At 53.7% G+C, this 14,334-nt stretch carries 11 protein-coding genes; 2 read left to right on the plus strand and 9 right to left on the minus strand.

What is annotated here, in order from left to right:
* Positions 1-13: 13 nt before the first annotated feature.
* From MHI24_RS15400 to MHI24_RS15435, 8 genes are all read right to left on the minus strand, one after another.
* Entirely contained in the window at positions 14-1,342 is a 1,329-nt protein-coding gene (locus MHI24_RS15400; RefSeq protein WP_340026465.1) for an ABC transporter substrate-binding protein, read from the minus strand.
* A gap of 49 nt (positions 1,343-1,391) precedes the next feature.
* Positions 1,392-2,552, minus strand: coding sequence for an efflux RND transporter periplasmic adaptor subunit (locus tag MHI24_RS15405; RefSeq protein ID WP_340026466.1), 1,161 nt, complete (start codon positions 2,550-2,552; stop codon positions 1,392-1,394).
* Positions 2,553-2,595: 43 nt separating this feature from the next.
* Entirely contained in the window at positions 2,596-3,477 is an 882-nt protein-coding gene (locus MHI24_RS15410; RefSeq protein ID WP_340026467.1) for a carbohydrate ABC transporter permease, read from the minus strand.
* A gap of 14 nt (positions 3,478-3,491) precedes the next feature.
* Complete coding sequence (locus tag MHI24_RS15415) at positions 3,492-4,361, minus strand: sugar ABC transporter permease (RefSeq protein WP_340026468.1); 870 nt, start codon at positions 4,359-4,361, stop codon at positions 3,492-3,494.
* A 160-nt stretch (positions 4,362-4,521) separates the two neighbouring features.
* Positions 4,522-5,478 carry a hypothetical protein gene (locus MHI24_RS15420; RefSeq protein WP_340026469.1) on the minus strand — a complete coding sequence of 319 codons (957 nt, stop codon included), beginning with the start codon at positions 5,476-5,478 and terminating at the stop codon, positions 4,522-4,524.
* A complete protein-coding gene (locus MHI24_RS15425) occupies positions 5,475-6,032 on the minus strand; it encodes a sigma-70 family RNA polymerase sigma factor (protein WP_340026470.1) in 558 nt (185 codons plus the stop codon). Before MHI24_RS15425 ends, MHI24_RS15420 begins: the two co-directional genes overlap by 4 nt.
* Positions 6,033-6,185: 153 nt before the next feature.
* Complete coding sequence (locus MHI24_RS15430; RefSeq protein ID WP_340026471.1) at positions 6,186-9,728, minus strand: family 16 glycoside hydrolase; 3,543 nt, start codon at positions 9,726-9,728, stop codon at positions 6,186-6,188.
* Between the two features lie 175 nt (positions 9,729-9,903).
* Positions 9,904-10,278, minus strand: a complete 375-nt coding sequence (locus MHI24_RS15435; RefSeq protein WP_340026472.1) for a hypothetical protein — start codon at positions 10,276-10,278, stop codon at positions 9,904-9,906.
* Positions 10,279-10,497: 219 nt separating this feature from the next.
* Here MHI24_RS15435 and MHI24_RS15440 point away from each other — a divergent pair, with 219 nt between their 5' ends.
* Both MHI24_RS15440 and MHI24_RS15445 read left to right on the plus strand, forming a co-directional pair.
* Positions 10,498-11,913: an alpha/beta fold hydrolase gene (locus MHI24_RS15440; protein ID WP_340026473.1), complete on the plus strand. Its 1,416-nt coding sequence runs from the start codon at positions 10,498-10,500 to the stop codon at positions 11,911-11,913.
* Between the two features lie 58 nt (positions 11,914-11,971).
* On the plus strand, positions 11,972-12,706 hold the full coding sequence (locus MHI24_RS15445; RefSeq protein ID WP_340026474.1) for an ABC transporter permease: 735 nt from the start codon (positions 11,972-11,974) through the stop codon (positions 12,704-12,706).
* A gap of 123 nt (positions 12,707-12,829) precedes the next feature.
* Here MHI24_RS15445 and MHI24_RS15450 read toward each other — a convergent pair whose 3' ends face one another.
* A complete protein-coding gene (locus MHI24_RS15450) occupies positions 12,830-14,299 on the minus strand; it encodes a family 1 glycosylhydrolase (RefSeq protein ID WP_340026475.1) in 1,470 nt (489 codons plus the stop codon).
* Between the last annotated feature and the right edge of the window lie 35 nt (positions 14,300-14,334).

Here is a 14,334-nt window from a genome sequence, read left to right on the forward strand (position 1 = left end):
ATACTCCCTCCCTCTATTCATTCAAATAAGTATTCGCCTTGTTCTGAATCAGCTTCGCCACTTCCTCCGCTGTCTTCTGGCCGCTGAAGAATGCGAGTGACTCCGCGCCGACAATCGCGATCATCTGGCCGTCCAGCATCGCGAAATTATCCGCTGTATCCATCATCTCCTGGAATTCCCCGAAATCCCCGTCAGGCACCTTCGCGGTCTGGCCATCAGGAAGCTTATACGTCCCGTTCTTCACCTGCTCCCGGACCTCGCTTAACTGCTTCTGGTTCACCGAACGCAGCAGGGAGAAGCCTTCTCTGCCCGGCAGGGACTGCGCTTCCTCTGACAGCAGGAACTCCATGACCTTCCAGGCCTCGGCGGCTACCGGTGTTTTGGCCTGGATCGCGTACTGGGTCATCGGGATAATCCTCATGCTGCCTTTGGTGCCGTTATGCGGCTTATGCAGCAGCTTCGGATTCGTAAACAGGGTATACGGGGTGTTGATGAAATCCGCAGGTTTCTGCAGTACCGCCGAATAGAACAGCTGGCTCCCGGCTTCCGCAGGCTTTGAGGTCATCACCTGATCGTCATACATCTCTTTAATCTGCTGCATCATGCTCTTGAAGGCAGGAGAATCGAATTTGGCTTTCTGTGCCGTGCTGTCCACGAACAGGTTGTAGCTGTCCACCACCATCTCCTGAAGCAGAACATCCGGCGGAGTATCCGGGATCGCGTACCGGCGTCCGGCGCCCGCCTTCTCCTCAGCCTGAATCAGGGATTTGGCGACGGCACCGAATTCCTGCCAGGTCCAGGTCTTATCATTGAACTCCACGTTCTGCAGTGCATCCCCGTCTCCAACGAACGCTCTCAGATAATAGCCGCCGGGAATAATATAGGTCCCGCCGTTAAGCTTCAGCGCATCCAGCACATTGAGCGCCAGATCTTCTTTGTTCAGCGCCTCCGCCTGCTTCAGGTAATCATCCATATTGAGCAGCAGCTTCTGGTTCACATATTCACTGACCGGCAGGCTGACGGTTTCATAGATATCGGCCCCTTTGCCCGAGAGCAGCGCGGTGCCGGCTGTTTTCTGATACTTCTCATAATCCTGCGGTTCAATCTTTTCACCAATCCCCTTGTATGCCTGCACCTGCAGATCAATGTCCGGATACGCCAGCTCGAATTTCTGCTCCAGTGCACGGTAGAATTCACTGTCCTGCTCCACCGATAACGTAACGACAGTCTTTCCTCCGTTGTCTGGAGCTTCCGCGCCGCCCTCCTTATTACTGCAAGCAGCCATAACCGTAGTACAAGCCAGGCATAGCGCCAGCCAGCCCATCCTCTTCTTCGCCTTCATTGATCCATTCCTCCTATAATCATCCGTATATTATGCACGGGAGGTCCCGCTACTGCAGACGCACGCGATTCCCGTCCTGCAAGGGCTCGCTGCTCTCCAGAATAATCATCTCATCCTCATATAAACTATCCGTTTCAATGATGCTCTCGGCACCATTCGTCCGGCTGGACCGGATCTGAACCTCACGGGCGACAAAAGCATTCCCCAGCGCCCCCCGCTGCTCCTCGATCTTATACACAAAGCTGCGTTCGCCCACCTGATGAATCGCCTGATTCGGGACGATCAGCCCCTCCTGGAGGGAGGGCTTCTTCAGCCTGATCTGAACCTGCTCACCCCCCTTAAGCGAGGCATCCTTCAGCTTAACCAGGACCTCTCTCTGCGAAATGTCTCCCGCCTTGCTGTCCTCCCCGCCGGATAGGCTGTCCGTACGCGCCTGAGCATTCCTGATCTCCGCAACCTTGCCCGGGATAGAGCGGGCCGGCTGCCCCTCTGATGCCACAATCTCCACCTCAAGCGGCTCGCCCACAGAGATTCCAAGGCCGGTTAACAGCTCCGCATCGGCCGTGAAGTCAAACTGCACTCCCTGGCTGCTGCTGGTCAGGATCACCTCCGGCTCGCCCGCAGACAGCATCCCTTCCAGCGCATTCAGCTTGGTTACGATCCCGTCGAACGGGGCTTTAAGCTGCTGTTCACGGGCCAACCTTTCCCTCATTCCGGCGATTCTGCCCGCCTGTCTGGCCTGCTCCAGCTTGCCCGCTTCGATGTCCCGTCTGGCCTTGCGGATCTGCAGCTCATCCCCCTCCATGTAGGTCTGAATGAACTGATCCTGGAGCGTCTGCTGCTCAATCTTCTGCTTCTCCAGCAGTGACACCTCGTCCTCCAGCTCCCGTTCAGCCGGCCCGCTGTCATAGAGAAGCAGGGTCTGCCCCTTCTTCACCTGCTCCCCCTCCTGCACAAGGATCTGCCGCACCTTCCAGCCGCTGGCGTTCAGCAGCTTCACTTCACTTACAGGACGCAGCATTCCGCCCGCTTCCAGCGTTAATTCCAGTCTCCGGTTGACCGGCTCAACTGTCGTCACTTTGGGCAAGGTCAGAGACTCTAGCGTATTGCTGAAAAAGGTGAAGAAGAGCAGCACGCCAAGCAGCAGCAGGGCTGCTGTGCGGATTCTTTTTTGCCGCCTGCGGTGTGCGGGCACTTCTGTACTCTCCATATCCGTTGTTCTCCTCCTACTCAAAGTTCCTTACCTGCCGGCCTTAGCCCTTGATCCCGGACAGCTGAATCCCCTCTATGAAGTACGTCTCCGCATACAGAAAGAGCAGAACCATCGGAGCCATGTAGAGGGCAGAGGCGGCAAACGCCAGCCCCCTCTCGCTGCTGACATTCGATAAATAGACGGATAAGGGCTGCCTCAGCGGATCATCCAGGAAAATAAGCGGCTGCTCCACCATATTCCAGTAATCGGCGAATAACAGAATCGTGAGTGCGGCCAGACCCGGCTGAACCATCGGCACAATAATCGTGCAGAAAATCCGCCAGTGCCCCGCCCCGTCCATCTTGGCCGCTTCGATATAGGCATAAGGGATGTCCTGCATGAACTGCCTGAGCATGAATACGCCGAATGCCGCAAAAATTCCAGGCAGAATAATCGCCCCTGAACTGTTCAGCAAGCCCAGCCGGTCTGCCATGATGTAATTGGGCACCAGCGTCACCTGGAAGGGCATAAGCATCGTCAGGACATAGATCAGGAACAGGAATTCCCGTCCCCGGAATCTCAGCTTGGAGAACGCATAGGCTGCCAGTGCAGCTACCAGCGTCTGCCCGGCGATAATCGGCACCACCAGGAACAGCGAATTCCAGAACATCGACAGATACAACGGGCTGTCCAGCAGCACCTTGCCGTACTGCTCCAGGGAGACCTGATCGGGCAGCCATTTGAGGTTGGCGAACGGATCGCTTCTGCCTGGCGTGACGTTGTTCATCTGCCCGACCGGGCCGTAATTGACCGCAATCTCGCGGGTGCTCATGAAGGAGTTGACGACGGTCACCCCGACCGGGAATAGCAGCAACAGGGCGAATGCGCCCAGAATGACGGTTAACGCCAGCTTCTGTATGACCTTGCGAACCGACGAGAGCAAGAGCGGACACCTCCCTATTCCATAAATCGCCGGTAGCGGCGTTCCACTCCGAACATTCCGAGCACGATGACCAATATAGCGCCGACCATCAGGGTGGATGCCGCCGACATTTTCTGAATATCAAGCGAGAGAAACATATTATTCATGTAGTGCTGCAGCATATAGATGCTGTCATGCGGGTAAGGTCCGGCGATCAGATACGTCTCGCGGAAGACCTTGAAGGAATTAATAATCGACATCAGGGTCACAAAAAAAGTGGTAGACGTTAAATACACCAGCGTAATGCTGCGGAACTGTCTAAGCCGGCCTGCCCCTTCAATCCGGGCGGTTTCGTAATAATCCTGCGGAATCTGCTGTAGTCCCGCGAGAAACAGAATCACGTTGTACCCGATATTTTTCCATACATACATCACCAGAATGACATCGCGCGCCGCCTCTGACTTCATCCAATCGATACGTCTCCAGCCGAACCCGCTCAGCCAGGCATTCAACGCGCCATTCCAGTCGAACACAATCTGCCAGACCAGAACGATGGAGGCGACAGGCACGACCAGCGGGAGTACATAGGCAGTCCTCAGCCATTGCCGGGCATACAGCTTCTGGTTCAGCAACAGCGCTACGCCCAGCGACAGCACAAGCAGCAGCGGAACACTGATCAGACTGAAGGTGAACGTGTTGGCTGCCGCCTTCCGGAAGGACTCGCCCGCAACCAGCTCCCGGTAATGATGCAGCCCGATACTGTAACCGCCGCCTGCCGAGCGGTCCGCGAAGGAATTGAACACGCCCATACCGAACGGAATCAGGTAGAACAGTGCAAAGCCCGCCACACTCGGGGCGAGAAATAACCAGGCGATGGATGAATCCCTGCGGGCCCAATTTTTCATGCGCTTCCCTCCCTGTCCTCAAGAATAGGCTCAATTTTTTAAGAAGAAGTCGGGTAAAGATTAAATCTTTCTTAAATTCACAGCTCTGCACAGCAAAAAACCGCGAAAAGAGACCTCTTACCTCTCTCTTCGCGGCTGCTTAACTGTAAACACAGATGGCCTACTTCATCTGCTGTATATCCATTACCTTATCCCTGAACCGGTACGTTACGGCAACATTCTCTATGACCTCCGTATCCTGATAGGCCAGGGACGCCTCGAACGCCAACGTCCCATTATCCCGCCACACCAGATGGTCCGCATAGCTATAATTCTCATGATCCGCGCGGGCCCAGAGCTTCAGCTTCTGCTGCGTACCAACCTTGATTCTGGCCGATTCGACCAGCTCCGGGCTGTTCATGCCCTCTTCGACATTCATGATCTGCACGTATTCACTTTTGTTCGAGCGGGTCACCACCGCCAGCAGCTTCCGGTCGGGGGACGGGAGAAGCTCCTTAATGTACATCGAGGGGGCAGCGAAGCTGAAATACGGCTCCAGCACATCGTCCTTAATCCGCCACAGCACATTCTGGGTGCCATAATCCGAGTAATTGTTGAATAAGGCGAATATGATGCTCCCGTCGGCCATTTTGTGGAGGTAGGGGCTGCGGTAGCTTTTGGACAGAACATCGATGGCAAAAGCCGCCGACTCCGCGATCCGCGGAGAATCGTCCCTCAGGAACGGCTGCAGCTTCTCCAGCGCCTCCTCACGCGCCTGCGGATCATTGAAGCTCTCCACCAGCCGGTTCACCGCAATGTACACATATTCATCGTTGCCGCTGGCTAACGCCTGCAGGAATTTGTCCGCCTCATACTTCGCGGGAGGGGCTAACTCCATGTCCTCCGCAGTCAGGTAACGGATGTAAGGCTCTTCCGCTTTATTCTTCTTGTATTCTGTAGCGAGGAGTGCGGTAGCCGTTGAACTGTATACGATCAGGCACGCGACCACGGCGATCCATTTTTTAGAGAACCGGTCTCGCAAGCTCCGGCCCCTGCCCCTTACTCCGCTATGTTCAGCCGCTTCAATCAGCGCCTCATCAATCTGCCCGATCTCCCGGAATAGCTCCTCCCGTCTCATAGATGCACGCCTCCCTGCTCCAGATGTACTCTAAGCTTCTGTCTGATCCGGAATAAGCGGGACTTCACCTGGCTGCTGCTGAGCTTGAACCGCCCGGCGAGCGCCTCCACCGAATCCGAATACCAATACCGCCTGATAAAAAGCTGCCGCGCCTCCTCCTCCAGCCCGTACAGAAATTCGTTGATTAACCGCGCGGTCTCCCCGGCGGCGTACTCGGTTTCCACCGTCTCTGCTGCGGGCAGGCAGTCCTCCAGCTCCTCCAGAATCACCTCAAGCTGGCGGCTCCGCTTCTTGGCCGTATTGTACCCATGCTTGTCGAGCGCGATATTGCGGGTGATCCGCCCCAGAAATACCTTTAGCCGGCGGGGATGGTTAGGCGGAATAGTGTTCCATGCAGCCAGATAGGTGTCGTTCTCACACTCTTCCATATCGGAGGGGCTGGCGACAATGTTCCTGGCGATTGCCCGGCAATACGCGCCGTATTTACTCCGGGTCTCTGCGATGGCCTGCTGTGAGCGCTGCAAGTATAGCTGAATGATTCCCTGATCTTCCATCTGCTAGTTTCTCCTTTGGCATCCTCTTATCTATATAGTAGAGAATTCCGGGCACTGGTTGCACTTATACGCTAATCATTTTTAGCACAAAAAAAACCTGGCACATAAGCATATCACTGCTTACACACCAGGATAGGGATAGTAAACTATAGGTTAACCGAGGACCGGCGGGTCCTGCTCATCCGTGCTGTCCCCCTCCACGTCTGCCGGTTTCGGGATGACCTTAATGTCTACAATCAGGGTATCCGTCAGCTCCGTATCGGCCCAGGCTGTGCCGTCCCATATCTGCTTGCGGTAGATGACGGTTATCTGGTAATCACCTGCGGCAGACGGAAGATAGGCAGCCTGATACACCTCATCCGTTACGGTGAATACGCCGGCCATGCCTTCCCCGGTGGAGCTCCAGGCTTCCGGATAATAACGTTCCTCTCCGGGGGTAGCAGGTTCCAGGCTCTGGTTGCGGCCTTCAGCCGTCAGAGTAAGTGTCTCCCCGGCAAAGGGACTGCCCGGGTTAACGCTAAGCCGGTTGCCTGCAGGCGTAACTGCTTCATACACATCTTGGGTTACCGTCTTAAGCGCACTGGCCGTCACCTTGTGTATCCCTGTAACGCGGGCATTATCGAACACTGCATTCTGGGAGGTTGTTCTGAAGCCGATTTTCCCTGCGGTTAATTCTGTTATCGGGTTCGTCCATTCGAGCTTCAACTGGCCGTCCACAAAGCCCAGAATTCTGTTGCCTTTGATGACTGCCTTCAGCGTATACCACTGGCCCGCAGCCGCATCGGGGAAAAGGGTGCTGGACACGGGGGTCAGTGTTCCGCCAACCGCCTTGAACAGCTCCAGCTTCTTGTTGTTTACGTTGAGCCGGTACATGTAATAGTTGTTGGCGTCCTGCACCCGGAAGAGAATGCCGGCATTGGCATTCGTGATGGGAACCTTCACCTTGGCTTCCATAGCAATATCTTGCCATGAATTCCCGGCTGTAATGAGCCCCGTCACATTCCCCTTCGTCTGGATCAGGGCTTTGGTACTGCCGTCTGTAGTTACACTCCAGGTTCCGCTGGCAGCTGTCCAGCCCGTCGTATCGCCATCCTCGAAGTTATCCGTGAACCGGACCGAATTAGGATTGGCATCAATCGGGGTCTCATCCACATCGGTAACCTGAATCGTGAAGCTTTTCTCCAAAGACAAGCCATTCGCATCTATGCTCTTCACCCGGATGCTGTAGCTGCTCTTCGCTTCATAATCCGGCGTGGTGCGGAGAATCAGCGTATCTCCCTGCGGGGCAATGGAGAAGCTGCTGTTATCGGCGTCTCCTTGCCCGGGAACCAGCGCGTAAGTAAAGGTCGCTCCCGCATCCGGATGGGCTGTAGTGAAGGTGCCCACTAGACCGCCTGGTGTGGTCAGCTCCGGCACCTGGGTAGCGCTGAGAGTGATATCAGTAGGCGGATTGTGAATAGCGGTCACCTTGGCATCGTCATACCAGACCCCGGCTGAGGTGGTACGGAAGCCGATTCCGCCGGAGGTTAATTCATTGACCGTATTGGTCCATGTCGTCTTCAGCACTCCATCCACATACCCTTTGATGGTATTACCCTGGACCGTCGCCTTAAGGGTATACCATTGATTCTTGACAGGCACGAACGAGGTAGTCGAGACCTGCGTCAACGTTCCGGCTACAGCCTTGTAGAGCTCCAGCTGGCTTGTGCTGGCATTGATCCGGTACATATAGAAGTTGTTCTGATCCTGCACCCGGAAGACAATGCCTGCGTTCTCGCTTCCATTAATGAGAGGCAGTCTGGCTCTGGCCTCATACGTGTAATCCGTCCAGGACACACCGGCCTTGGCGGTGATCAGCGCCGCCATCGTCTGGCTGGTGGACAGCACCCGGTTCCCCGTCTGGTCAGTTACCGCCCAACTGTTGGCACCTGATGCTACGGTCCAATCCGGGAGCAGCCCGGAGGTGAAGTGATCGCTGAACCAGGCCTGATCCGTATTCGCGAAGACGACCCCGCTTACATTCTCATTCTTGATGCTCACCTTCAGATCACTGAGGGTTTTCGCAAGCGTTCCTTTGACCACGACATTTTCAAAAGTCACTCCGTTCACCATCCCGCCTCTGGTGGGGTTGCCCTGAATAGGGGAATCTCCTCCCGTCTCGCGGACATTGATGTTTCTCAGAATGACATTGCTTACATCGCCGGATGTGCTTGTGGAGACGCGCAGCCAGTAATTTCCGAACTGGTTGATGCCTACCCGTTCAATATCAATATTCTCGAAGGTCACATCCTTGGCCCAGCCTTCGACCGGGAGCGGATTCTCTGTATACGCATGATCCACCAGCAGCGCCCGCGCGCTTTGATAGACATAGGAATTGCGGATGGTGACGCCAATCTGCGGCGTGCATATGCCCATGCCCAACTTGAAGGCGGCGCAGCGTGTCCAGGCGAAGCAGTCCTCGAAGACCACATTCTCCAGATGCTCGATGGCTCCCGGCCAGTCCTTGGACATTCCTTTTTGCGGCCAGGTCTTGGTGGAGAAGGTATCGTCATCCGAGATGGCAAGGGCATGCTTCACCAGCACGTTCTGGCTCTCGTTAATATCTATGGCATCATCCTCAAGCGTAAATAAATCCTGGTAACCCTTGTAGTTAGTGATGGTCACGTTATCCGAGCGGACCACCAGGAACGCCCAGAAGCCGCCGTCCCGCAGGGTTAACCCGTCGAACTTGAAGTTGCTGGTCGCCATCGGCACCACCAGGTTATTGATGAATCCTTCTCCCTGCTTATGGGTTGCAGGCGGGTTGGTCATCTTGCGTTTGCGCATTTCTATCCCTTTACCGTCAATCGTTCCGCGTCCGCGCATGGTGATATTCACGGAATTGGTGGCGGTGCGGATAAAATAGGTTCCATCCGAGATCGAATCCTTGCGGAAGTCATTCCGGTAGTCCTCACCCCGGCCTGTGCCGACGATGACTGCACCCCCGGCCAGGTAGAACGTGACATTGCTTTTCAGCGTCAGATTGCTGCTCTTGTACACACCCGCAGGAATGTAGACGATACCGCCTCCAGCCTGACTGGCCGCATCGATCGCCTGCTGGATGGCACCCGAGGTGATCGTTGCCCCCGTCTTGTCAGCGTTGTACGGTGCAGCGGTCACATTGTAGATTCCCGGGCCGGAGGATGCGGGAATGTCTGTCTCCAGCGGATCGGCGGCGATCACGAGTCTTTTACGGCGCTTGTCCGGGTCCTTCTCATTCGGGTCTTCGTTCGCAGGCGCATTAATATCTACGATTACATAGGTAGAGGCCGACAGGGTGAAGGTCAGCTTGTTGCCGTTGACCGTCCCCGTGATGTTCTTGGCCAGCGGGCTGATCGAATAGGAGGTAATCGGCTGGTCTGCCGTCACCTCAAGGCTGATGGTTCCTTCAAAAGAGAACTGGGCATAGTCATAATCGGGCAAATACTTGACGACAGGGACGCTCTCATTGTTCACCTTCAACGAGTAGACAGAAGACGGAGTATAGATAGACGGCATCGGGTAATTCTGGATGGTTGCCGGGCCGGCGGCGGCCACCTGCTGCACCGGCTCCGTTCCCGGCTCCGGCTCAGCCGCACCGGCGGTCTGCGGCGGGATGAATCCCGTGAAAGCGACGGCAAGCACCAGCAGCAATCTCATTACTTTGCGAGTAAGCATAAATACCTCCTCCAGATCGATTTGGCTCCAGGCAACCGCTTTCATTTTTCGGCGGCATACATAGAGTCATTCCCTACTATAATCCCGGGCCAAAAAGAAAGGAGGGTGGCAAACCCACTCTCCAGGGATACAATTATACTGTTCTGCACCATCTGTTAACTTTAGATGTAATGCATCAGATGAATGCTTCGAAGCGCCCCTCTGCATTCACTGTCGCTGTCCGCGGATCCGTCTGGCCGATCCCCTTCAGGAAGCCCTTCCACTCTGTCCTCGCAGGCGGAGCCTGGACATTCTGGAAGACGGTGCTCACCTCTGCGGAAGCGCTGCTTCCGGCCTTGCGGGCAAGCTGCACCTCCAGCAGCCGGATCTGCCGCTGCAGCTGCTCACGGCGGTAAGGTATGGCCTCGCTGCTCTGCCCCGCGTTCACCCGGTCCAGCTCCAGCATCAGCCGGTCCCGCTGCTTCTCCAGGGAACTGACATCGCTCTGTGTGCCGCCGTAGGCCATGATGACCTGCACCGGACTGATTCCTGATACACTCTGTCCTATCATGATCCATCCCTCCAGTCGTTGGCTGATGCCGCAAATCCAGATATTTGGAAGCTTCTATACCTTTCTATTACCCTGCCTCTTCGGGTATGACCCGTTGCGTCCGATCTCCGAGATAATCCGGAACAACCCTGACTTAAGAGATAAGTAAGATTTGCGTAAGGAACAAGAAAGTTCCGGTGGTTATACTTTTAACTAAGAAACAGCGAAGGGTGGAAACGAATGACTTTACTGGAATTGTGTACGTTAGTCGTCAATTTTGGCTTATTAGGTTGGGTGATCGGGAAGAAGAGAAAGGCGAATGCTTCATGGCGGCAAGAATGGCCCGCAGGTGCAGCTCTGATAGTTACGCTTGCTCATTTGGGGATTGACGGGGCCAGGTGGCAGATGATTCCCGGTTACGCCGCGCCTATATTTATAGGGCTCTATATGGTTTACCGAAGGAACAAGACCGGCAGAAGAAAATGGTGGGTCGTCGTACCGAGTTTTGTGGTCCTTACGATTTATGCGGTCGTTTCCTTCTTTCTTCCTGCGGTGATGCCGATCTTTCAATTCGCTAAACCGACCGGCTCTTATTCCATCGGAACCCGTGTCATTCATCTGCAGGACGCGGGCAAGGAGCTTATGGTTCAAAGCTGGTATCCTTCGGAGGTGGGAAGCTCCGATAAACGAACAGCTTATATTCAAGATGTTCCTGAGGTGACGACAGCCCTGTCAAAAATGTTGGGGTTTCCGGGGGGCACTTTCCGGCACTTGGCGCACATTCGAACACATGCTTATTGGGAAACCAAGCTGTCATCCTCGCAGCCCTCTTATCCGGTTCTTGTCTTCTCGCATGGCTTGGGCGGAGTTCGGAATCAGAACACGTTTCAAATGGAGGAATTGGCGAGTCACGGCTATATCGTCTTGAGCATCGATTATCCCACATATGCCGCGGCAACGGTTTTTCCGGACGGCCGTGTCGTTCGAGACGAGCATCAGAACCTCGTCGGGGCAGAAACAGCCGAACAGGATCGGCATATGAATGACTGGGCGACGGAAGCGACGTTCGTCTTAGATCAGCTCGATAAACTCAATGGCAGTGAGTGGTTCCAGCACAAAATGGATCTGCAGCGTATTGGTATGCTTGGACACTCGTATGGCGGGTCCACATCGGTATACATGCTGCAAAATGATGCGCGTGTCAAAGCCGCCTTGAATATGGACGGAGGAATTTTTGGTTTACCGGTTGATTTCAAACTGCTTCATAAACCGTTGTTTATGATGGCTGCGGATGCCTCGCTTGATGTAGAGGCTTTCAACAAATCCTTGGATTCCTATACCGAAGACGAAGTATTGAAACAGTCTGGAAAACCAAAAGCCTGGCATAAAGCCAATATGGATGATCTGATGGCTCGAAGGGAAAGAATGCTGGCAGCTGGCGCGTTAGCGCTCGTTTTACCAAACAGCTCCCACCTCACCTTTTCCGATTTGCCACTTTATGCGCCCCTGCTTTTTGCGCCGAAAGGGGACCTTAAAGAAAAGCACATGATCATTAACAAGTATACGGTCGCCTTCTTCGATTATTATCTCAAAGGAGATAAGACAAGCTTCTCGCGAATTGAGAGCTATCCTAACGTTCAATTTCACGGTCTGTGACCGGTCCATGTTATACTATCATCACACAGCATAATCATTGGAAATGGTGGAGATCGAGATGATTCATCTGATGAAACTTGAGCTCAAAAAGATTAAGCTCGGCCCTTACATCATCGGCTTTTGCCTTCTGAATGCTGCAATTGTTGGAATCATTTATTCCCTCTTGTCCGTATTAGACCCGCTTGACGTTCAAATGATGTATCCTAGTTATCCCAACTATGAGTTTGTTTATAAGGCTGCGCTAACGATGGTGAAGATATCAGCTACCCTGCTAATGGCTATTCTGCTAGCACAGCTCGTAGTCGGGGAGTATAAAACCGGAACCATCTCGACTCTGTTCCTCTATCCCATTTCACGGAGGAATCTGCTGCTTGCCAAACTCCTTTTAGTCATGTTGCTCGGGTTCGTCTTCATGCTCGTTTCCATGTCGGTTTCGGTTGCTTTCTTTTACGTTGTCAGCCCATTTAAACATTTCATTCCAGAACCGATCTCGGTGTTCGCCGATAGGCGACTTATTGGGGAAACGGGATTCCAGTCCCTTCTGACTGTGGCTGCGAGCTTCATCCCTCTAAGCATCGGAATGAGCAAAAGATCGGCGACAGCTCTGCTTATTGCGTCGTTCGTTCTGGCAATCATTCTGTATTTGCCGATTAACGCTCCAAACAACGACATAATCTTCGGTTCAAATCCGTGGATCAGTCTGATTTTCGCGGCCGCTGGAGTAGCAGCCGCATTCGAGACCCTCTATAAGGTCGAAAGGAAAGATGTTCTACTTGACGTTTTACCTTATTGACAGGGGCAACTACCGGGGTTCATCATAAGCAAGCATGATGCTCAGTATCGCAAGCTCTAAGCAATGGAACGCCCCCCTCCCGTGTCAAAAAAAACCGCCGGAACATAGTCCGGCGGGTCTTGTTTATATTTTTGCACCATTACTCTCAATCACTTGCTTGTACCAGTAGAAGGAGTCCTTGCGGGATCGCTTCAAGGTTCCCTTGCCGGCGTTGTCCTGATCGACATAGATGAAGCCATAGCGCTTCTCCATCTCAGAGGTTGAACAACTGATGATATCAATCGGCCCCCAGCTGGTGAAGCCCATCAGCTCGACTCCATCCTGGACGGCCTCACTCATCTGCTCAATATGCTTCTGGAGATAATCAATCCGGTAGGAATCGTGAATAGAGCCGTCTTCTTCCACCATATCCCTTGCGCCAAGTCCGTTCTCTACAACGAATAAAGGCATCCGGTAGCGGTCATACAGGCGGTTCAGTGCAATTCTCAGGCCAACCGGATCAATCGGCCAGCCCCATTCTGTCACCTGAAGATGCGGGTTCTTGATCTGGCTGACGAGCATCCCCGAGTTGCTGTTGTCATTCGGGTCGTATTTGCCAATATAGGTCATATAATAGCTGAATGCGATGAAGTCAACGGTATTGTCTTTGATAATCTGATCATCCCCAGGCTCCTTCACCAGCTCGATCCCGTTCTCTTTGAAGTAACGCTGCATGTAGGACGGATATTCCCCGCGCGCCTGAACCTCCGGGTAGAACAGGTTCATCTGGTCTTCCTTCAGCGTCTGCAGCACATCCTCCGGCTTGCTGGAGGCGGCATAAGTCTCCAGACGGCAGATCATGCAGCCAATTTGAGCACCCGGCATCTTCTCCTTGCCGCTCTTGACTGCCAGCGCACTGGCCACGAACTGGTGATGGGTTGCCTGATACGCCACCTGCTCCTTCGTTCCCTGAATGCGGTCTTCAAGAATACCGCCTCCGGTATACAGGCTGGTCAGAATCATATTCATTTCATTGAAAGTGATCCAGTACTTTACTTTATCTTTGTAGCGGTCAAATAGCGTATTGGCAAACTTCAGATACAGGTCGATCATGATGCGGTTTTCCCAGCCGTTATATTTTCTCGACAGCTCCACCGGCATTTCATAATGAGAGATGGTAACCAGCGGCTCAATGCCATACTTCAACAGCTCATCGAATACTTTATCGTAAAAAGCCAGTCCGGCTTCATTCGGCACCGTTTCTTCTCCCGTAGGATAAATGCGTGTCCAGGCAATCGAAAGACGAAAAACCTTAAATCCCATTTCGGCAAAAAGTGCGATATCCTCTTTATAATGATTGTAGAAATCTACCCCGTTACGCTTGGGGAAATACACGCCGCTGTTCCCGCTCAGATATTCCTCAAGCTGGACAGAATCCACATCGAACGTGAAATCCTTGCCGCCACGCTGTTCATAAGGGACAAAGGGTGCCATATCGGAAGTGGACAGGCCTTTGCCATCGGCATCATAAGCCCCCTCCAATTGGTTGGCTGCTGTTGCTCCACCCCATAAGAATCCTTGCGGAAAAGATAAGCCCTCTGTGTGTTTAGCCATGATTGATCGAACTCCTTCCAAATTGTATATTTTTG

This window comes from Paenibacillus sp. FSL K6-1096, from assembly GCF_037977055.1.
Taxonomy (GTDB): Bacteria; Bacillota; Bacilli; order Paenibacillales; family Paenibacillaceae; genus Paenibacillus_AQ.

Excerpts from the sequence above, each read along its gene's own strand:
- MHI24_RS15400 (WP_340026465.1), bottom strand. The coding sequence starts at position 1,342 with ATGAAGGCGAAGAAGAGGATGGGCTGGCTGGCGCTATGCCTGGCTTGT.
- MHI24_RS15405 (WP_340026466.1), bottom strand. The coding sequence starts at position 2,552 with ATGGAGAGTACAGAAGTGCCCGCACACCGCAGGCGGCAAAAAAGAATC.
- MHI24_RS15415 (WP_340026468.1), bottom strand. The coding sequence starts at position 4,361 with ATGAAAAATTGGGCCCGCAGGGATTCATCCATCGCCTGGTTATTTCTC.
- MHI24_RS15420 (WP_340026469.1), bottom strand. The coding sequence starts at position 5,478 with ATGAGACGGGAGGAGCTATTCCGGGAGATCGGGCAGATTGATGAGGCG.
- MHI24_RS15425 (WP_340026470.1), bottom strand. The coding sequence starts at position 6,032 with ATGGAAGATCAGGGAATCATTCAGCTATACTTGCAGCGCTCACAGCAG.
- MHI24_RS15430 (WP_340026471.1), bottom strand. The coding sequence starts at position 9,728 with ATGCTTACTCGCAAAGTAATGAGATTGCTGCTGGTGCTTGCCGTCGCT.
- MHI24_RS15435 (WP_340026472.1), bottom strand. The coding sequence starts at position 10,278 with ATGATAGGACAGAGTGTATCAGGAATCAGTCCGGTGCAGGTCATCATG.
- MHI24_RS15440 (WP_340026473.1), top strand. The coding sequence starts at position 10,498 with ATGACTTTACTGGAATTGTGTACGTTAGTCGTCAATTTTGGCTTATTA.
- MHI24_RS15445 (WP_340026474.1), top strand. The coding sequence starts at position 11,972 with ATGATTCATCTGATGAAACTTGAGCTCAAAAAGATTAAGCTCGGCCCT.
- MHI24_RS15450 (WP_340026475.1), bottom strand. The coding sequence starts at position 14,299 with ATGGCTAAACACACAGAGGGCTTATCTTTTCCGCAAGGATTCTTATGG.